Source organism: Lacihabitans sp. LS3-19, from assembly GCF_024343575.1.
Lineage (GTDB): Bacteria > Bacteroidota > Bacteroidia > Cytophagales > Spirosomataceae > Leadbetterella.
Genome location: NZ_RJUA01000002.1, coordinates 274548 through 295988 on the forward strand (window position 1 = coordinate 274548; position 21441 = coordinate 295988).

A 21441-nucleotide genomic window follows, 5' to 3' on the forward strand; every position below is an offset into this window, starting at 1 on the left:
ATTAATACTTTTTTTAGCATAAATTGTTGCGATTTTATTCAGAAAAATGTAAAAATATTTCTTCCTAATTGTCAGATTTTGATTTTTTGTCGAATAAAACCATACAACTAGATTTTTTATTCTCTAAAAATATCTTTTTGTGTTATTTTTGAACAATGAACCAAGCCGCTGTAATATTCGATATGGATGGCGTGATATGTCACACCAATCCTTTTCATAGTTTAGCTTTTAAAACTTTTTTTGCAAAAAGAGACCTTTATCCAACAGAAGAAGAGTTTTCGTTGCACATGTATGGGAAAAGCAATAGCTATATTCTGAAGCATTTCTTAGGTAGAGAAATTGTAGGCCAAGAATTTATTGATTTAGAATTTGAAAAAGAATCTTTATTTAGGGAGATTTATTCTGAAAACGTAAAACCAATTGAAAGGTATTTAGAGTTTCTAAGTGAATTAAAATCTGGAGGTTTTAAAACTGGGGTAGCTACCTCAGCACCAAGAGCCAACCTTGATTTGATTATGGGAAAATTAGGCTTCGAGCCTAATATGGAGTCAATAATGGCTAGTGAAAATGTGAGCCAACACAAACCGAATCCCGAAGTATACCTTAAGTCAGCAGAAAACTTAGGTGTTAATCCGCAAAGATGTATTGTTTTTGAAGATTCCTTTTCTGGTGTTTCAGCAGGCCTAAAGGCTGGAATGAAAGTAGTTGGCGTATTGTCTTCGCATACAAAAGATGAATTACCACCTTGTTCGATTTATATAAATGATTATAGCGAAATAGACCTACATGCCATTAATAGTTTGATTGGATGAATAAAATTTTACTGACGATATTATTTTTTATAGGTATTAATTCTGCATTTGCACAAAAGCCTTATTTGGTAAAAAAGATAAGTCAAAAGATAGTTTTAGATGGAAAATTAGATGAGGAGGCTTGGCAACAAGCCGAAGTATTGAAGGGGTTTCATCAGTATTTTCCTGATGATAAAAAAGATGCCACTTATGATACCGAAATAAGGATGTTTTATGATGATAAGAATCTTTATTTATCTGCAAAAATGATTTCGCCCAATAATAACTACATAGTTTCATCTTATAGGCGGGATTTTAGAGCTGGAGGTAGTGATAACATTACTTTTAATTTTGATACTTTCGCTGACCATACCAATGGTTTTATGTTTGGTACCAATCCTTACGGTGTAATGAGAGAGGGATTGATGTACAATGGAGCTACTGACAATAGCTTTTTGAATGTTTTTTGGGATAATAAATGGAAAGTTGAGTGTTACATAGGAGAAGATGGATGGTATTCAGAGGCTATTATTCCTTTTTCAACCTTTAGATACAAGGAAGGAGCTGATACTTGGTTTTTTAAAGCATATAGGTTTGATACTCAGTCTAATGAGTCCAGTGCTCTTGTTGCCTTACCACAATCCCAAATAATTATGAGCTTGGGATATACCTTGCCGATTCAGTTTGAACATCCACTTAAGAAAAACGGAGCTAGTGTGGCTTTGATTCCTTATGTGTCGAGCAAGTTTGCCAAAGATTTTGAAAATGACAAACCAAACGAAGGTTACAAGCCAGGTATAGGCTTAGATGCTAAAATAGGGGTAACGGCTGGATTAAACCTTGACCTTACTATCAATCCTGATTTTTCAAATGTAGCTGCTGATCAGCAGGTTGTTAATTTGACACGGTTTAGTATAAATTTGCCAGAACAAAGGCAGTTTTTCCTTGAAAACTCAGATCTGTTTACAGGTTTTGGAAGTCTTATTACTAATCCTTTTTTGCCCTCAACAGGTACATTGATTGTTGGAAATCAGCTGTATAGCCCATTTTTTTCAAGAAATATTGGAATAGGACTTGACACAACTTCTGGGTTAAACATTCAAACGAGAATAGATTATGGAGCTAGATTAAGTGGTAAAATAGGAGATACTTGGAGGGTTGGCTTAATGAATACCCAAACTGCCAAAGACGAAGAAAGAGGAATAGATGCTCAGAATTTTACGGTAATGGCTTTGCAGAAAAAAGTTTTTCAGCGATCGAATATCGGAGCCATTTTCGTTAATAAATTTAGTCCAAGTGCAGGAGGATTTAGTGTCTTTAATAGGGTAGGAGGACTGGAATATAATCTGCTTTCAAATGACAATAAATGGCTTGGGAAGATTTTTTACCATCGGTCATTTGATGTTAATCAATCTAAAAATCCTTATGCTACCGGAATGCTGCTGAGTTATAACGTAAAAGGTTTTATTGCAAAATGGTCTCATGATTATTTGGGTGAAGGATTTAAGGCCGAGTCTGGATTTGTGCCCAGAAGTAATTTTTTTCATATCAATCCTACATTTGGTTTCAATTTTTTCCCTAAATCTAAAATCCTAAATAGGTATAGTTTTGGCTTAAATTATGATCAATATCAGAGCAGTGGCATCGGTATAACAGACAGGAAAGCTGGACCGTTTGTGCTATTGGCTTTCCAAAATACCATGAGGTTACTCACAACTTTTAGTCAGAATTTTACCTATCTTTTCAATGATTTTGATGCTTTGCGAAGTAATAATTCTCTTCCCAAACTGAAGAAAGGGAATTCTTATACTTATTATACTTTGGATGCCAATTTGGTTACTGACTTAAGAAAAAAAGTCTCTTTAAATTTCAATCCTTTGGTTGGGCAATATTACGACGGTAAAATTTTTTCTATGTCAGGAAATCTTAATTATCGTTTTCAGCCTTTTGGTCTTGTTGCTTTGAATTACAGCTATAATGATATAAAATTGTCTACTGGAAAAAACAAAGTATACGTTATTGGGCCAAATATAGATTTGACAATGAGCAAAAAACTCTTCTGGACAAATTATGTTCAATATAATTCCCAGTTTCAAAACCTAAATGTAAACTCTCGTCTTCAGTGGCGTTTTGCACCTGTTTCTGATTTCTTTATTGTTTACACAGATAATTATAACTCGGAGATTTGGATGCCAAAAAGTAGAGCGATATTTGCTAAAATGACCTACTGGCTTAGCCTTTAATCCAATGCAGAAACCAAACATTTACTTGCTTCCAATGCTTTTAGCTGAGAACAGTCATCAAGAAGTATTGACACCATTTGCTTTAGAAACTATTAAGAGTTTAAAGGTTTTTTTTGTTGAAAATGTAAAAACAACCAGACGTTTTATCTCTTCCTTAAAAGCAGGAATTGTTATCGATGAACTTGAATTTATCGAAATTAATCAAGATTCAAAGTTTGAAGAAATATTTAATGAAGTTAATAATCTTTCAGGCGATGCTGGTATTATTTCTGAAGCAGGTTGTGCAGGGGTAGCCGACCCTGGTGCACTGGTTGTAGAAGTGGCCCATCAATTAGGATTAAAAGTCAAACCTTTGGTTGGACCGAATTCTATTTTACTTGCTCTTATGGCTTCGGGTTTTAATGGACAATCTTTTGCTTTTCATGGTTATTTACCCATAAAAGAAGACGAAAGAGTTAAGAAGTTGAGATTTTTGGAAAAAGAAGCCCTTCAAAAGAAACAGACGCAGATTTTTATGGAAACGCCTTATCGTAACAATCAGATGTTGGCATCAATCTTAACTTCTTTAAATGGCAATGTTAGGCTTTGTATTGCCTGTGATATTACTGCCGAAAATGAATATATTCAAACTCGATCAATAGAATCTTGGAAAAGAAAAGGGTTGCCAGATTTGCATAAACGACCTGCTATATTTTTGATTTACTAAGTTTAAAATCACCTTCCTTAATAATTAATAGAAAGAAGTTAAAATACCTTCCTTTTTCTGTTACTTTTATAATTTAGAAAAGATAATACAAATGAAAAACAACGATATTCTACGAAGATTACGTTATACATTCAATTTTGGAGATGACAAAATGATGGAACTTTTTGCCAAAGGTGGAATGGTGGTCTCAAGAGCAGATGTGAGCGATTATCTGAAAAAGGAGGAAGAAGATACACACAAACCTTTAAATGATAGGATTTTTGCTGTTTTTTTAAATGGTTTTATCACAAACTTTAGAGGTGCCAAAGATGGTCCAATACCTGAGCCAGAAAAGACGCTGAATAACAACATAATCTTTAGAAAACTGAAGATAGCACTAAATTTTAAAGATGAAGATATCCTTGCAATTTATGATTTAGTAGAAATGCGTATTGGTAAACATGAACTCAGTGCGTTTTTCAGAAATCCATCTCAGCCGCAATATCGCGAATGTAAAGACCAATTTTTAAGAAACTTTTTAGAAGGCCTACAGATTAAATATCGAAAATAGAATAGAATCGAACTGGTGGAAAACTAAAGCTACATTTGATTTTCAATAAGTATTCAGTTTTACCTCTTCTAAATTGCCGTTTTCTTCTTCTGTAAATAATCTGTAAATTACTTTAAACGTCTTTCCATAAGGTGTTTCTAGAGAAAAACCTCCTGCACCAAATCCATCTGTTACGTCCAAAGTAAAATGTGAATATTTCCAATATTCAAAAAGATCTTTGTCAAGCCAAAAATCAAAACCTTTGATTTGACCTATACATACATCGTTGGTTCTTGGGAAAAAGCTGCCTTTTTCAAAACATTGCGGTTGAGTGCCCTCACAGCAACCACCAGCTTGATAAAACATCAATTCTCCAAACTTTTCTTGCAGCATTTCTATAAGCTCCAGAGCTTTTGCAGTGGCGTCTAATCGTTTTATTTTTTCCATAAATTAAAACCGCAAATTCAGAAATAGGTTAGTCTCTGAATTTGCAGTTGTTTTAGAATTATCAAAAGAACCCTAATTTGTTTTTATTATAAGAAATCAACATATTTTTTGATTGGCGATAATGTCCAAGCATCATTTTATGGTTTTCTCTACCTATTCCCGACTGCTTATAGCCTCCAAAAGGTGCCCCAGCTGGATATGCATGGTACTGATTTACCCAAACACGGCCTGCCTGAATAGCTCTCGGTACTTGATACAACTCATGTGCATCGCGTGTCCAAACACCCGCTCCCAAGCCATAAAGTGTGTCATTTGCGATTTCTAAAGCTTCCTCTGTTGTTTTGAAGGTTGTAACTGCGAGTACTGGTCCAAATATTTCTTCTTGGAAAATTCTCATTTTATTATGTCCTTTGAATAGTGTAGGTTGGATATAATATCCACCATCAAGCTCTTCGCCTAGTTTATTCACGTCGCCACCACATAAAAGTTCTGCTCCTTCCTCTTTTCCGAGTTTAATATAAGATAGAATTTTATCTTTCTGGATTTGAGAGGCTTGTGCTCCCATCATAACTGTTGGGTCAAGTGGATGACCAACTTTTATGGCTTTTACTCTTTTCAAAACTCTCTCAATGAATTTTTCATAAATAGATTCATGGATCAAAAGTCTTGATGGACACGTACATACTTCGCCTTGGTTTAGTGCAAAAAGTACCGCACCTTCGATTGCCTTATCTAGAAATGCATCGTCTTCGTCCATTACCGAAGGGAAGAAGATATTTGGAGATTTGCCGCCCAATTCCAAAGTTACTGGAATGATATTTTCAGTAGCATATTGCATTACCATTCTACCTGTAGCTGTTGAACCTGTAAAGGCTGCTTTCGATACTTTCGGATTGGTTACCAGAGTTCTACCAAGTTCGGCACCAAAACCATTTACAATATTTATAACCCCTGCCGGAAGCAAATCTTCAATTAATTCCATCAATACCATTATAGATACTGGCGTGCTTTCTGCGGGCTTTAACACAACACAGTTTCCTGCTGCAAGAGCTGGAGCAAGTTTCCAAGTAGCCATTAAAATAGGGAAATTCCAAGGGATAATTTGTGCCACCACACCTATCGGTTCGTGTACGATAATTGAAACAGTATCTTTATCCAATTCAGAAATTGAACCTTCTTCTGCACGAATAACCCCTGCAAAATACCTAAAATGATCGATAGCCAAGGGAATGTCAGCATTAATGGTTTCTCTTATAGCTTTTCCATTGTCCATAGTTTCCACTGCAGCTATGTAATTCAAATTGGCCTCAATTCTATCTGCAATCTTGTTGAGAATAATGCTTCTTTCTGTTGCAGATGTTTGACTCCAAGTTTTGAAGGCTTCATGAGCAGCATCTACCGCCATGTCAATGTCCATTTTTGAAGAATGTGCCACTTTTGACATTACTTTTCCATCCACTGGAGAAACAACATCGAAATATTGACCCGTAGCTGGGGCTGTCCATTTGCCTCCTATATAATTATCGTAATGAGATTTGAATATGGGTTTTTCAACCAAATTGCTGTTTTCAGATGACATAATTTTTAATATTTAAGTAAAAAATAGATTATGGACAAAAGAATCTTAATATTTTCATATTTATTGGCACAATCCTATCGTCTGATTTCATTTTTCAGTCATCTTGTTGTACAATTCTCCAAACAGTTGTACATTTCTCTTAATTTCAGGGCGATAATTAATTTGTATAGTTCAATTTTTTGTGGAAAAAATATTATTTAATAATTTAGAGAAAAAAGAAAGATATGCTTAATTTAAGTTCTGCTCATTATCAAAACAGGAAACTGGAAAACCATGTGGAGAATAGAACTGTCCATACTTTAAATAATGCAGAATTAAATATTTTTGAAACTCACCTTCAGGCTTCCCAAGTTTTATTGCAGTTTTCTCAGCCGGTTTTGGCAAGTATGATCAAAGGTAAAAAAGTGATGCATTTGCAAGATTCTCCTTCTTTCGGCTTTTTGCCTGGGGAGTCAGTTATTTTACCAGCAAATGAGTTGATGTGTATCGACTTTCCGGAAGCATCTGTTAGTAACCCAACGCAATGTTTGGCCTTATCGCTTTCTGAACTCAAACTCAAAGAAGCGGTAGATTTGCTGAACAATCGCGGAACCAAACAAAATGGCACGGAATGGTCTGTGATGGATTATAACTACCACTTTACCAATGATATAGCTATTCATCAGATTTTGCAACGTCTGATTTTTATTTTTACCGAAAATCACCCATCAAAGGATATTTTTTCTGACTTGTTGATTCAGGAATTGGTAATTAGGATACTTCAGACAGAAACCAAATCTATGTATCTTAAAAAATCTTTCACAGATGCTAATAGCGATAGGCTTTCCTTCGTCATTAAGTTTATCAGAGATAACTTGACCGAAGATTTATCGGTGGAATTGTTGAGTGAAAAGGCTTACATGAGCGAATCTAATTTTTATAGAACTTTTAAGCATGAACTTGGTTCGTCTCCAAATGACTTTATAATAGAAGAGCGACTAAAAGTCGCAGAAAGTTTGCTTCGTGATCCTCGTATTAGTGTGAAAGAGGCCTATTTAGCTAGCGGATTTAATAGTTTTTCTTATTTCTGTCGCATATTTAAGAAAAAGAAAAATCTTTCTCCATCCGAATTTAAGGATAAAGCCAATTTTATTTCAAGATAATTTCTTCACATATTTGGGATTTGTTCAAATAAGGATTACTTTTTTGGAAAAATTCTAGAAATGAAAAACATACTTACACTTCTCCTGATTTTAATTTCAGTTTATTCACTATCTGCTCAAAAAAAACGTGCAAGAGATTTTGGTATTGACTTTGGTGTTCTTAAGACTGGTCCTTTAAATGCTATAACTGATGTACCTGGTGTCAAAGTCGGACATTTTACTTTAAATGAAGGAACTGATATCCGTACTGGTGTTACAGCAATTTTACCAATTGAGGAAAATATCTTTCAAAGTAAGGTTCCAGCAGCTATATATGTAGGCAATGGTTTTGGAAAATTGGCTGGATACACCCAAGTGGAGGAACTAGGAAGCATAGAAACTCCGATTCTACTAACCAATACTTTAGCTGTTTCAACAGCCATTGATGCTTTGGTAGATTATACTTTGAATAACCCCGAAAACAAAGACGTAAAGAGTGTTAATGCTGTAGTTGGCGAAACCAACGATGGTGGTTTAAACGATATTCGGGCGAGAGTACTGACCAAAGAAGATATGTTTAAGGCAATAAAAAATGCCAAATCTGGGAAAGTTGAAGAAGGTAATGTAGGTGCTGGAACTGGTACAATGTGCCTTGGATATAAAGGTGGAATTGGCACAGCATCTAGGGTTTTACCAAAATCTAAAGGTGGCTATACTTTAGGTGTTTTGGTACAGTCAAATTTTGGTGGCGTTTTACAAATAGGTGGAATTCCAGTTGGTCAAATGCTTGGCAATCATAAATTTAAAAACATTGACGAGGCATATAAAGAAGATGGCTCTTGTATGATGGTGATTATTACAGATGCTCCTCTTAATGCTAAAAATCTAAAAAGACTAGCCGCCAGAGCCATGTTGGGCTTATCTAGAACTGGTGGCATGGCTGCCAATGGGAGCGGAGATTATGTAATTGCTATTTCTACTGCTAAAGATTTAAGAATACCTTATTCTACTTCAGAGATTTTTGAGACTTTTAAAGTATTGAATAATAATAATTTAGATCTTTTGTTTCAAGCGTGCGTAGAAACAACCGAAGAGGCTATTATAAACTCACTTTTTGCGGCCGAAGATAGTGAAGGTTTTAATGGCTTTAAAGGCAAAGCGTTGCCAATAGAGAAGGTTACAGAACTCCTTAAAAAATAAAAATCACTTAAGTTTTTGACCTAAGTGATTTCAGTTTTTATATAAATTGTTTTGTTATTCTAGTCCTAAGCTTGAAAGTAGCACTTCGCTCTTTTGAGTTGGGTCAGTAACTTTCACCATTATTTTGTCTAAATTGTCTATGCTTCTTGTTATTTCCATTCTTTCTCTAGCTTTTTGGTCTATAAAAAGATAAGAGTCTCTGAATTTAACAGAACCAAGTCCTTCAGAAAAATCAGTAGCATTGTCAAAAATTATTGGCACTACAAGTTTTCCTTTGGCGTCAATGTAACCATATTTATTATTTACACTTACTACGGCCATTCCGTTAGAGAATGATCTTATGTTTTCGAAAATTGGCTCAACAATAGTTTCACCTTTAGTATTCATAAAACCCCAAAGACCAAATTTTTTGAAGCCAAATAAACCTTCAGATGCTTCTTCGATATATTGAAAATTTGCAGCTATTGTTTCATTGCCTTTTACGTCCATCAACCCAAAATTTCCTTCTTTTTCAAAAACTGCAAGTCCGTTTTTATATGGTGTAATACTTGTATATTCAAATGCAGCAATGTTTTTCGCTTTCTTATTTATTACACCATATTTACCATCCATTTTTACTGAAGCTAAACCTTCTGTGAATGTTGTTGCCGACTCATAAACCGGCTCAATTACAAAATTTCCTTTGGCATTAATGTATCCAAATTTGTTATTTACCTTCACAACGGCCATTCCGTCATTAAAAGCACTGGCAAAGTCGAAGTTGGGAGCTATTTTTACGGAACCAGATTTATCAATAAAACCATATTTACCATTAATTTCTACTAAAGCAAGGTCCTCAGAAAAACTCATAGCAAAATCATATTTTGGAGCTACTACTTCTATTCCTTTCTGATTTACAAACCCAAATTTGCCATTTTGTTTAATTAGTGCTAATCCATCTGAGAAATTTTCTAAATATTCGTATTTGAAATCTACTATTGGAAGACCATTGGTACTAATTATGGCGTATTTTTTTTCATTTCTTACTATTGCAAAATTGTTTGAAAAATCATTTGTATAATCAAAAACACATGGTATTGCCAAAGAACCATCTTTGTCTATATATCCATATTTTCCATTTAATACAATTTTGGAGAAGCCGTTGGAATATTTAAATCCAGCAGCGAATTTTTTGGAGTTTTGAGCAAATGTTGATATTGAAATCAATGCTGAAAACGCGAGTGTAATTATAATTTGTTTTTTTCCTTTAAACATGGGTACGATAGTTAGTACATAAAGTCACCCAAATTTTATGCCAAATGCTAATTATTTATTTTAAATTTATTTTCAAGTTTTTTTATATTTTTATCAACAGTAGCCAAATTTTACATAACTAATTGATAGTTATTATACTCCAGCAAACTGAATTTCGTATAAATTGGTATATAATCCACCAAGCTCTAAAAGTTCTTGATGCGTGCCAACTTCTTTTATCTCACCTTTTTCCAATAAAATTATCTTATCGGCCTTTTGAATTGTACTGAGTCTATGAGCAATAATTATAGAAGTTCTATTTTTCATTAACTTTTCAATTGCGTTTTGAATAAGTTCTTCAGACTCGCTATCTATCGAAGATGTTGCTTCGTCAAGAATAATAATTTTGGGATTATGAAGTAAAACTCTAACAAAAGAAAGTAATTGTCTTTGGCCCATCGAAAGTGTGGCACCACGCTCCATTACTTCATATTGGTATTGTTTAGGCAGTTTCAAAATAAATTCATGCACGCCAACCTCTTTTGCCGCATATTCAATCATTTCATCAGTAATGCTCTTATCACCCATTCTTAAGTTCTCAGCTATGCTTCCTTTAAAAAGGAAAACATCTTGTAGCACTACACCAATCTGATTTCTTAGGTTCTCTTTTTTCCAATCCACAATATTATTTCCATCGACCAGAATTTCACCTTTGTTTATTTCATAAAATCCATTTAGAAGACTTATTATTGAAGTTTTACCAGCACCTGTTGCTCCAACAAATGCAACTGATTGACCTTTTTTTACATCAAAACTTAAGTTTTTCAAAACCCATTGTTCATCTATATAGGCAAACCAAACATTTTTAAAGCTTACTTCTCCTTTTATATTAAAAATTTCTCCTTTTTCCACTTCAAGGTTTTCGTCATCATCCAATATTTCGATAATCCTAGAAACAGAGACTATACCCATTTGCAGGGTATTTATCCTATCAGCTATCATCCTAATAGGCCTGAAAAACTGATTGATAAACATTATGAATGCCGTTATGGTACCATAAGTTACTTCTTCGTTAATCAAGCCTTGAGCTCCATACCATACAATTAAACCTACCCCGAGTGCAGAAATCACATCTGCAACTGGAAAATACACAGAATAATAAAATATAGATTTGATGTTGGCATTTCTATGATCTAGATTTAGTTTTTCAAATTTCTGGTATTCTTCTTTCTCCACATTGAAAATTTGAATTAAACTCATTCCTGAAATTCTCTCTTGTACAAAAGAGTTTAAATTAGCAACCGCATTTCTAACCTGATTAAATGACTTTTTTACTTTTTCTTTAAAAATATAAGTACTTATCAGAAGTAGCGGAACAGTACTTATACTTATAAGTGTAAGTTTCCAATTTAGATAAAACATGACAGAAATTATCAAAGCTAGTTGTAAGAAGTCGCCAGCTATTGCGGCGAAACCAGAACTAAAAACCTCAGATAGAGACTCTACATCAGAAATGGTTCTTGTTACCAATCTTCCTATCGGTGTTTGATCATAGTATTTGAGTTTTAGCGAAATGATTTTCTTAAAAACCTTTAATCTAATATCATGAATAATTTGCTGACTGAGCCAACCTGCTTGATAAGTGTTGAAATAGGAAATAATAGAATTAAGCATTAAAACTCCCACCATTATACCAAGATATATAGCAAGTTTGTTGTAGTCTCTATCTGCTATAGGTCCATCAATGGTAGATTGAATCAATAAAGGTAGGGCTGGGGCTAAAATAGCACTTAAGATTATTAAAAATACCAAAACGTAAAAAGGACGTTTATAAGGCAAAATAAAGCCGAATAATCGTTTAAGTATTTGATAATCAATAATTTTTTTTTCGCCTTTTTCCGTTTCCAATTACTCTATTTTATTTTTAATTTTAAAATGTTTTTTTGCCAACTCTAATTTCCTATTTTTGTATACCTTAACTATACAAAATGCTAGTTTGCTGTCCTGATTGTAAAACAGTTCCTTCTACTTCCGAAAAATCACTTTGTTTTTGTGGTGAAAATTTTAATCATTTCAAAAACCAAGCTAAATGCCCAAGCTGCGGATATCAACATGAATTTACCGAATGTTTAAATATAAATTGTAAATCAATTGCTCTGCATTTAGATTGGTATCCAACAATTAAATCAAACTTAAGAAACCTACAATTGAATTTGGATCTTATTTTATCATAGATTTACCAAAAAATGCTTCTTTCAAAAAACCCATACCATAAGCAAACAATTGAATAAAAGCGGCAGGAATACTTTTTAATCCCACTGAAATACTTTTGTTTTCTAGAGTTGAACTCATAAAAATCAAAAGTAAAAAAAATATTAAAATTACTAATGAGGCTAATCCTAAAGTTTTAAATATTAAAAATTGAAAAGGAATTGAAAGCACAAATAGTGTGAATGCAACAGGGAAAAAATGCACTAGTTTTAATTCTTTTGGAAAAAAACGCCCAATATTTATTCTTGCTCTACCAAAAAAGAAGAGTTGTTTATAAAACTGGCTTAAACTTGTTCTTCTTTTATGATAAATAAAGGCTTCAGGAATTAAACCAACATTAAAACCGGCTTCGATTATTCGAATACTATATTCTATATCTTCACCCATTCTGGTTATTTTGTAACCTCCAACGGTCTCATAAACTTTTCTAGAAATCCCAAAATTGAAGCTCCTTGGGTGAAATTTCCCTCCAAGATTTTTCTTTTTTCCTCTAGTTCCTCCAGTTGTCAAAACCGAGGTCATTGCAAAGTTTATCGCTTTTTGTGTATCTGTAAATGAAGAATGTGCAGCGTCAGGCCCGCCATAAGCATCTATATAGTTACTCTGGAGATGAATTTCTACAAGTTCAAAATAGTTCTCTGGTATTATCGCATCAGAATCAAACTGCACAAAATAGTCTCCACAGGCTTTTTCAAATCCAAAGTTTCTTGCAAAACCTTGTCCACCATTTGTTTTGTAAAAATATTTTATATCAAGGAAATCCCTATGTTTTACTACAATATGCTCGCATTTGTTTACCGAACCATCCTCTATTACAATAATTTCAAAATTTTTAAAGGTTTGGAGCTTTAAACTTTCTAAAAGTTCGTCTAATTCGTCGGGTCTATTATAGATAGGTATTATAACCGAATACTTTCTCATTTTTGAGCTTTAAGTTCATATAGACTTTGGAAATTTGCCTTTAGTATTTTTTTTATCAACTTTTTGTCTATTCTAGTTGAAATAAAAAGTGATTCAAATTGACTTGGAGCAAGGTAAATTCCCTTCTCAAGCATAAAATTAAAGTATTTTCCAAAAGTTTGAGTATCACAAGTTTTTGCTTTGTCATAGTCTGTAACCGTTTGATCTGTAAAGAATAAGCTATACATTGAGCCGATTTGATTTACAGTATAGTTTAACTCTAATTCATTCAAAGCAGCTTTAATTCCATAGGCTATTTCTTGGCCAGCCTCGTCTAAATTTTTATAAATTTCTGGATGGTTTTTTAGCTGTTTTAACATTTCTAAACCTGCTGACATTGCAATTGGATTACCTGATAAAGTTCCAGCCTGATACATTGGTCCGGATGGAGATACCATTTCCATCAATTCTTTTTTTCCGCCATATGCTCCTACAGGCATTCCACCACCTATTATTTTTCCCATAGTCGTAAGGTCAGGTGTAACTCCGAAACGCTCTTGTGCACCTCCCAATGCCAATCTGAAGCCTGTCATGACTTCGTCAAAAATCAAAACGATTTTTTCTTTGGTACAGATTTCTCGTATAAATTCTAAATATCCTGTTTCAGGCAATACGCAACCCATATTACCTACTACAGGCTCAAGTATTAAACCTGCTATTTTGCCTTTATTTTTTGTGATAAGTTCACTTAAAGCTTCTTTGTTATTGTAAGGAGCTGTTAACGTGTCGTTTGCAGTAGATTGGGTTACCCCTGGGCTATCAGGGTGGCCCATACTTAAAGCTCCACTTCCAGCTGAAATTAAAAATGCATCACCATGTCCATGATAACAGCCTTCAAACTTAATAATCTTGTCTTTGACCGTGTAGGCTCTTGCAAGTCTAATTGCTGACATGGTGGCTTCCGTGCCTGAGTTTACCATCCTTACCATCTCTACAGATGGAACCAAATCACAGATAAGTTTGGCCATTCTAACCTCTTTTTCGGTTGGTGCACCAAAGGAAAAAGATGATTTGGTAGCTTTTTTGACCTCGTTTTCTATGGGTCCGAAAGCGTGTCCCAGAATCATTGGACCCCAAGAGTTAATCATGTCCACATATTTGTTGTTGTCTTCGTCAATCAAATATGCACCTTTTGCTCTTTTTATAAATCTTGGATTTCCACCAACTGATTTGAACGCTCTAACTGGAGAATTTACACCTCCAGGGATATATTTTTTTGCTTCTTCAAAAAGCTTAGAACTATTTTTATTTTTCATTTTTTATCTATAAATCTCTTCAAATGCCTCACCCTTGTATTTTACGATTGGAACGATTGCATTTTCTTTTATTTTTCCGCTAAAATCAAATCCACCCAAAAGGTAGTCGTCAGTGAATTGGCCAGAGTCAATATTTAAATCAAATATATCTTTTCCGTTTTTAAGCATTTTTCCAAAAAACAGCACCATGTCATATCCAGCATAGCTATAATATGAAGGAGAAGCACCCATCTTTTCAAAATAAATATCTTCAAAATTTCTAACTGTTTCTTTGTCTTTGGCCACGAACTCTGGATATATAAACGAAACATTTTCGGCAAAAGATCCCGAATTTACTCTGTCCCAAGAAAAAGACGTGGCTGTACAAATAAGTTCAGGCTCAATTTTACTATAAGTCATACTTTGTAGGAACTTTACTCCATCGTTATTATCTGTCGCCAAAAATATATGACCAGCTTCTGGGCTAAGTTTACTAAGTTTACCAGAGTATTTTTTAAATGATGTAATAGTGAAGCCTCTCTTTTGAGCTTCAGATTTGTAAATACTTGCAAAAAGTGAATCTTTTCTCGATGTGCCAAAATATATACTAACACTTTTTTTTCTATTTAAACTCAGTGCATAATCCAGCGTTTTTTTTGATTGTTGGGTATATGATGGCTGCATTAAAAATACTTTTCCTTCATCTTTTAGTAATGACAAATTGTTCGATAAGGGATGCACTTGAATAATTTTATTCGAGGCAGCATAAGTTTTGGCTTCGTTGTTGGGTTCTGGATAAAGTGGGCCAAAAAATAAATCTAAATTTTTGAAACCGTCTCTTTTCTCAAGAATTTGAAAATCATATTTAGTTTTTTTAACATCAAAAGCATGCAGATTTAAATCCATTCCTTCTTTTACCAATTGCTCTGCAGCTATTTTCATACCTTCATACAAATCGTAAACATACTGATTTGATGTTCTGTTTTCTTCAGATTCTCCTAAATTAAAAGGCAATAAGACACCAAAATCAATTGAACCCTCTGCGGTTTCATACTTTTGGGTTTCTTTTTTTGAACCACCAGTTTTTTTATCAGATAACTTAAATCTATTGGTTAACATATCAGATATTTCCAAATCATCTTTAGAATTGTATCTGTTGGATTGTATTTTTTCAACGAGGTTTTCCGCTAAAATTTTTTGGCTAGGAAATTTAAAATACAATTCCTTTAGGGTTGAAACACTTTTTATTTTTGGAATGTAAGTTTTAAGCATTGCATTTTTTTTGGAATCAAATGCGGGGTCCTGGATAGTTTCAAGACTTTTAAGTGCTTCTTCGAAATAATTTTCAGAGAAGTTTAAGTCTGCATACAATATCCTAGCTTCGTTAATTTTGTCCCAATCATAAAAACTTTCAAATAAGTTTCTGAAAATTATTCTGCTTTGATACAAGTTGCCCTTGTTTTTGGAATTTAATGCATTGTAAAAATATGCATAAGGTACCATAGGATTGGAATAATTCCTCGAAGCCAGCTGATTGAATTTTTGTCCTGCCTGCTCGTAATTGCTATTAGCAAAAAGCTGCACAGCTTTTTTATACTCTATTAGATACGCTTGGTCATTCAGTTGAGCAAATCCATTAGTGACGAAACAGACAATAATTATTATTGTTTTTTTCATTTATAATTGAAGTAAAACCTTTTGGTAAAAAAAATGCTCTACAAATTTAAAAATTGTAGAGCAGTTTTTCATTTCTTTTTGCGTGAATTTTTCAATTCTGCACTTTGTCTCTTCATTTCTTCAGATGCTTGGAGTTGTTTTTGAAGAAAATCACCGAACTTATTTTTCTTCTGAGGTTTGGTTTGATAATTTTTTCTATTCTTTTCAAGTATAGCCAATATTTTATCTTCATCAATAAATTTCCTTACGATTAATTGCTGGGCAATGGTGACAACATTGGAAACTAAATAGTAAAAACTCAATGCCGCAGGAAAGCTATTCAATACAAAGAAAAACACCAAAGGGAATATATAAGACAATTTTTTCATGTCTACAGGACCCGGCTGATCTGGTGTTACCTGATTATTATAGTAGGTAAATGCCAAACTTGATAATGTCATCAATACTACAAATAGACTTATGTGATGTCCTATTACTGGAAGATTGAATCCCCAACTAATTAAGGAATCATAGGTAGAGAGGTCATTTGCCCAAAGGAAGCTTTTCTGCCTAAACATCAACATGTTAGGAAAAAGAAAGAATACCGACATCAAAATAGGCATTTGTAATACCAGCGGAACGCAACCACTCAATGGACTCACGCCAACTTGTTGGTAAAGCTTCATGGTTTCTTGTTGAACTTTCACTGCGTCGTCACCCACTTTTTCTTTTATGGCATTTATTTCAGGTGCCAATACTCTCATTTTAGCTGAACTTACATAAGATTTGTAGATTAATGGTGTCAGTGTGATTTTTATCATTAAGACCACCAAAATAATCAAAAGACCATAATTGCTCACAAATGATTCTACCCAATTAAACAGAGGAACGAATATGTATCTGTTGATTGGTTTAACTATATCGTATCCCAGATAAAGGTTTTTCTGAAAATCATTGCCAACAAGTTTTAATGCATCTAAATCGTTTGGTCCAAAATAATATTTTAAACTCGATTTATTTTGGCTAATGTCTGCAAAAGGAATTTGTGCATTTACTTTTCCTATTTTTACAATAGAACTATCAGAAACGGGCGTATTCAACTCAAAACTGCTTTTTTCAAAAAAACCATTTTCTGAAATAATTCCTGAGGTAAAATATTTTTGTTTAAATGAGAACCATTTTACAGGTAATTCTGCATCTTCTTTTGCGTCCGACGTGCTTCCAAGTCCGAGGTCTTCAAAGTTTTCATCTTTATCGAAATAATTTATTTGAGATGCTTTACGGTTTTCATTTAGATCATTTTCAAGTATTTGAATTTGGTTTTCCCAAGCCAATGTAGTTGGAGCATTTTTTAACTCACTTGTTAATCCTTCGGTTTTTAAGTTTTGGTTGATTTCAAAACCAGTTCCAGTCAAACTAAAAGTTTTTTCTATTTTTCCACCTTTATAATTGCTCGTAAAAACTATATTTCCAGTGTTTTCGCCACTTACTTTAATGTTTTCAGAGGAGGTGCCAAAACTCAAATTATTAAGACTAAGATCACCCGAATTGGTTGGGATAATAAAATCTAATATGGAATTCTCGCCATCATACAATACCATTTTTTCGTTTTGCTTATTCTCAAAAGCCTTGTAGGTCTTGTAGTTTTTAAGCTCAACTTTTTTGATTTTAGCTCCTTTAGTCGAAAAAGTTACGATTAAATTATCGTTTTCAGCAGTGATTAATCTTTCAGGAAGAGAATCGTTTACTGCAACATTTGCCAACGAAATTGGACTTGGTGTAGCAGCATTCGGTATTGAAGATTTTTTCGCAGTCTCTGTTTTTGCAGCTTCAGGTGCTGGCGGAACCGTAGGATTGAAATAAATATAAGTTCCATACATCAAAAAAAGTAATATGAAACCGATGATATAATTCTTGTCTAATTTTTCCATTTAGGAGTATATTGTTAATAAAATTTCCGCAAAATTCGTAAAAAAACTTTATTAAAAAGAATCAATTCCGAATTAAATTAAGAACGGTAATATTTACCCTTAAATTCAAATTTTGCTATTTTAATGGTTTTTGGGCATAATTTCCATTCAAATTTCCATGCATTTTATACTTCTCTAAAAATATTGTCAAGGATAATTCCAGTGGCAATAGCCGCATTAAGCGATTCCGCTTTACCTATTCTCGGGATGGTGATTTTTTTTGTTACAAACTGTTCTATTTCAGGACTTATGCCATGGGATTCGCTTCCAATTATCAAAGCTATTTGACTTTCAGATTTATATTTTTGGATATTTTCTCCTCCCAAAAATGCTCCCAAAATTGGCATTTTTAGTTTTTTTAAGGTAGAAGATAAATCAATGTAGTGAACATTAACTCTTGTAAATGAGCCCATTGTGGAGCTTATAACTTTTGGGTTATAAAATTCAACGGTATCTTGGGAGCAATAAATATTGTTGATGCCATACCAGTCGGCAAGTCTAATTATTGTGCCGAGATTGCCTGGGTCCTTGATGTTATCTAATATTAATACAACATTGTCTTTTAAGTTTAAATCAAAATGGGAATTGGCCTTTTGATGTACTAAAGCTACACCAGTATTGTTGTTTTTAAATGTAGAAATTGTGGAAATTTCTTCCTCTTTGCAAATATTAACCTTTATGTTTTTACGAACCGAATCTATCTTTAATTTTAAATTTTCACTACAAAATATATACTCTATCTCGAAATCAGAGTTTATAATTTCAAGAATACCTTTTTCGCCTTCTACCAAAAATCTACTATATTCCGTTCTGTATTTTTTATTATGAAGAGATTGAACGTATTTTTGTTGCTGTTTAGAAATCATTTCAAATTTTGGGTCGAAGATTGAGTAAAAGAATAATATATTTATTAATGATGGTGTTTTTGCAAGGAATGCTTTTTTCTTGTAAAAATAATATACCAGTTGACAATAATAAGTATATTTTGTGGAGAAATGATTTTAAAGGAAATCAAAAAGTACTTGACTACGAACTCGAACAGATAATTCCTTTCTCTCAAAAAGAAAATTCAAAACCCCTTGAATTGCCAATTACTCCAAGAGTATGGTGGTATAATTTTGGTTCTAATGCCTTTAATGCCACCAAAAATGAAGGGAAATTAGCAGTTGCCACTCAGAAATTAACTACTCTTAAGTCTGCAGCTGTGGTTTCGCCAAGGAATATTCAAAAATTGGAAAAGAAAATAGAGCGATATCAAGAAAATCTACAAGAAAGGAATGGTTGGTTTTGGAGAAATATTGGGGAAAAACAAGTGCTTATATCAGCGTCTAATGTAGCCGAAACTGCTGATAAGATGAAGAAGTTTTTGTTTGATATTGGTTACAGGGAAGCAGAAGTAAGTTATAAGTTTGACACGACAAGTAAAAATAGGAAAGTTAAAGTAAGTTATTTAATAAAAGAAAATTCGCCTTATATTATTGATACAGTAAGATACATTGTAAACGACCCTGTGTTAGATAGTTTGATCAAAGCCACAGAGGATGGTCAGTTGGTTGAAAAAGGAAGTCTTTTTGATTTAAGACAAGTTTCAGCTGAGAAACTCAGGATAGAGCAAATGCTTAAAAATAATGGATATTATAATTTCAACAACAAGTTTATTTCTCATGGAGCCAGTAATTATGAAGGAGACGAGAAATTGTTTTTTGAAAGAAAACATGGCAATTTACAGATAGAGATACAAAATCCAGATGTAAATACTTACCACCAGCAGTACAGAGTTGAGGAAGTGATTTTTAAAGCATTCGACCCAAATAGCAACAAAAGTTTCTATAAGCCAGACACAGTTTTTTATAATGGTGTAAAATTTATCCGATTAGATAGGAATGTACCCTTAAATATCATAAGTCCAAGAATCATTTCAAGTCCGGGAGCTATTTACCGAATTCAAGATATTGTTGAAACTCAACGACAAATTGCACTTTATAATCAATTTGCATTTGCCAGTTCGCAGATAAAGCCGCTATCCCCAGGTCAACTCTCCTTAGAATATTTTGCTCCTTTGCTTGAGAAATATACATTTGGAATCAGTCCTGGCATCAATAATATTTACAATGATGGATCAACTTTTTTTGGTTTTGGAGTGCCTATTTCACTTACAGCTAGGAATTTATTGAAAAAACTTGAAATCTTTGAAGGGTCCCTTAGGACATCCTATGAAGGACAGCCTTCGCCTATCAATACCTCTAATCAACCAATTCGGGGTAGTTTGGAATTGGGATTTAATTTGAACTTGACACTTCCAACACTTTGGCCATTTCAAAATCATCTTAATCAGCTAAACTTAAAAAATCCAAGAACGATTCTTGGTATTGGATACAATTATTCAGAACCATTTTGGGGTAAAAGGCTGAATTTTAAATTAAATACAAATCATTCTATACAGTTAAGTAAGTTTGCACAAATCTACTTCAGTGTTTTAGATGCTCATTTAATAAATACGATTTACTTCAATAACGAATCAGGTAGAGAGTTTTATAATAGTTTGTTGGCTTTGCAAAGTCAAGGAAATAATCTTAAGATTACATTCGACCCACAGTTTGTGTCATCTTTAAATTCAAATTTTGTTTACAATAATCAAAACTTAAGCAAGCCTTTTTCTTCGTCTAAGTTTTTTAGGTTTTTTGCTGAATCAGGGGGCACAGTTTTGAATTTCCTAGATAACAAAAACCAAATAGGTATAGTTGAAAAAGTATTTCCCTTGAAACAAGCTGAAAATTCTGTGGATAGCGTCCGGGCTTATTTCAGATTTGTAAAAATTAATGCAGATTATCGACGAAACATAAATATAAATTCAAAAAGTAGTTATGCCTATCGTTTTAACCTTGGTATAGCGAATCCCTACGGATCAAATCGTTCGATGCCTTATGACAAGAATTTTTTTATAGGAGGAAGTAACTCCGTAAGAGCTTGGGCACCGAGAACACTGGGTACTGGCTCCTCTAAACCTGATACAACCGCTGCTGGGAATACTATTCCACAACCTGGCGATATTCTTTTAGAATCGAGTCTAGAATATAGGGTTAAAGTATTGCATTTTGCTGGCGACATACAATTTGCAGCTTTTTTAGATGCAGGTAATGTTTGGAAATGGTATCAAACAAATACGCCTACCAAATACAATAGTGCAAATTTTGATTTCAAACGTTTTTATAAAGAAATAGCTGTCGGAACGGGATTCGGCGTACGTTGGGATTTGTCTTATTTCCTTTTTAGATTTGATTGGGGGATAAAAGTACTTGACCCAAGTCGTGAGTTAGGAAGTAGGTTTGTATTGGATGATTTCTCCCTAAAAAGAAAACAGCAATATGGATTAAACTGGAATTTTGGAATTGGATACCCTTTTTAAACAAAATTCTTTGCGACTACTTCTTCTATTCAACTTTAAAAAATCTACAATACCAATTTTTTCAAAAAATCGCCTATGTGGTTTTATCCAAAAA

General features: G+C 33.5%; 16 protein-coding genes. 7 read left to right on the top strand and 9 right to left on the bottom strand.

What is annotated here, in order from left to right; translation table 11 throughout:
- The first annotated feature begins 155 nt into the window (after positions 1–155).
- From EGI22_RS03460 to EGI22_RS03475, 4 genes are all read left to right on the top strand, one after another.
- Positions 156–812, top strand: a complete 657-nt coding sequence (locus EGI22_RS03460; protein WP_255066441.1) for an HAD family phosphatase — start codon at positions 156–158, stop codon at positions 810–812.
- On the top strand, positions 809–3034 hold the full coding sequence (locus EGI22_RS03465; RefSeq protein ID WP_255066442.1) for a DUF5916 domain-containing protein: 2226 nt from the start codon (positions 809–811) through the stop codon (positions 3032–3034). The genes EGI22_RS03460 and EGI22_RS03465 overlap by 4 nt, the downstream gene beginning before the upstream one ends.
- A gap of 4 nt (positions 3035–3038) precedes the next feature.
- Positions 3039–3740, top strand: coding sequence for an SAM-dependent methyltransferase (locus tag EGI22_RS03470; protein ID WP_255066444.1), 702 nt, complete (start codon positions 3039–3041; stop codon positions 3738–3740).
- Positions 3741–3831: 91 nt separating this feature from the next.
- Positions 3832–4290, top strand: a complete 459-nt coding sequence (locus EGI22_RS03475) for a DUF1456 family protein (RefSeq protein WP_255066445.1) — start codon at positions 3832–3834, stop codon at positions 4288–4290.
- A gap of 42 nt (positions 4291–4332) precedes the next feature.
- Here EGI22_RS03475 and EGI22_RS03480 read toward each other — a convergent pair whose 3' ends face one another.
- Both EGI22_RS03480 and EGI22_RS03485 read right to left on the bottom strand, forming a co-directional pair.
- Positions 4333–4716 (bottom strand): DUF779 domain-containing protein, encoded by a 384-nt coding sequence (locus EGI22_RS03480; protein WP_255066446.1) that lies wholly within the window; start codon positions 4714–4716, stop codon positions 4333–4335.
- 61 nt (positions 4717–4777) lie between these two features.
- Entirely contained in the window at positions 4778–6295 is a 1518-nt protein-coding gene (locus EGI22_RS03485) for an aldehyde dehydrogenase family protein (protein WP_255066447.1), read from the bottom strand.
- Between the two features lie 224 nt (positions 6296–6519).
- Between EGI22_RS03485 and EGI22_RS03490 the strand changes: the two genes are divergently transcribed.
- Both EGI22_RS03490 and EGI22_RS03495 read left to right on the top strand, forming a co-directional pair.
- A complete protein-coding gene (locus EGI22_RS03490; RefSeq protein WP_255066448.1) occupies positions 6520–7437 on the top strand; it encodes an AraC family transcriptional regulator in 918 nt (305 codons plus the stop codon).
- A 60-nt stretch (positions 7438–7497) separates the two neighbouring features.
- Positions 7498–8616 carry a P1 family peptidase gene (locus tag EGI22_RS03495; protein ID WP_255066450.1) on the top strand — a complete coding sequence of 373 codons (1119 nt, stop codon included), beginning with the start codon at positions 7498–7500 and terminating at the stop codon, positions 8614–8616.
- A 54-nt stretch (positions 8617–8670) separates the two neighbouring features.
- Here EGI22_RS03495 and EGI22_RS03500 read toward each other — a convergent pair whose 3' ends face one another.
- The 7 genes from EGI22_RS03500 to EGI22_RS03530 all read right to left on the bottom strand — a co-directional run bounded on the left by EGI22_RS03500 (position 8671) and on the right by EGI22_RS03530 (position 18807).
- Positions 8671–9870: a WG repeat-containing protein gene (locus tag EGI22_RS03500; RefSeq protein WP_255066452.1), complete on the bottom strand. Its 1200-nt coding sequence runs from the start codon at positions 9868–9870 to the stop codon at positions 8671–8673.
- Positions 9871–10002: 132 nt separating this feature from the next.
- The gene (locus EGI22_RS03505; RefSeq protein WP_255066453.1) at positions 10003–11757 is read right to left on the bottom strand and encodes an ABC transporter ATP-binding protein; all 1755 of its coding nucleotides are present in this window, start codon (positions 11755–11757) and stop codon (positions 10003–10005) included.
- A gap of 312 nt (positions 11758–12069) precedes the next feature.
- On the bottom strand, positions 12070–13041 hold the full coding sequence (locus tag EGI22_RS03510) for a glycosyltransferase family 2 protein (protein WP_255066454.1): 972 nt from the start codon (positions 13039–13041) through the stop codon (positions 12070–12072).
- Positions 13038–14336 carry a glutamate-1-semialdehyde 2,1-aminomutase gene (hemL, locus tag EGI22_RS03515; protein ID WP_255066455.1) on the bottom strand — a complete coding sequence of 433 codons (1299 nt, stop codon included), beginning with the start codon at positions 14334–14336 and terminating at the stop codon, positions 13038–13040. The genes EGI22_RS03510 and hemL overlap by 4 nt, the downstream gene beginning before the upstream one ends.
- Positions 14337–14339: 3 nt before the next feature.
- Complete coding sequence (locus EGI22_RS03520) at positions 14340–15992, bottom strand: ABC transporter substrate-binding protein (protein ID WP_255066456.1); 1653 nt, start codon at positions 15990–15992, stop codon at positions 14340–14342.
- Between the two features lie 68 nt (positions 15993–16060).
- Positions 16061–17902 carry a membrane protein insertase YidC gene (gene yidC, locus EGI22_RS03525; protein ID WP_255066457.1) on the bottom strand — a complete coding sequence of 614 codons (1842 nt, stop codon included), beginning with the start codon at positions 17900–17902 and terminating at the stop codon, positions 16061–16063.
- Positions 17903–18066: 164 nt separating this feature from the next.
- Positions 18067–18807: an RNA methyltransferase gene (locus EGI22_RS03530; RefSeq protein WP_255066458.1), complete on the bottom strand. Its 741-nt coding sequence runs from the start codon at positions 18805–18807 to the stop codon at positions 18067–18069.
- A gap of 20 nt (positions 18808–18827) precedes the next feature.
- Between EGI22_RS03530 and EGI22_RS03535 the strand changes: the two genes are divergently transcribed.
- Positions 18828–21347, top strand: coding sequence for a BamA/TamA family outer membrane protein (locus tag EGI22_RS03535; protein WP_255066459.1), 2520 nt, complete (start codon positions 18828–18830; stop codon positions 21345–21347).
- The last annotated feature ends 94 nt before the right edge of the window (positions 21348–21441 follow it).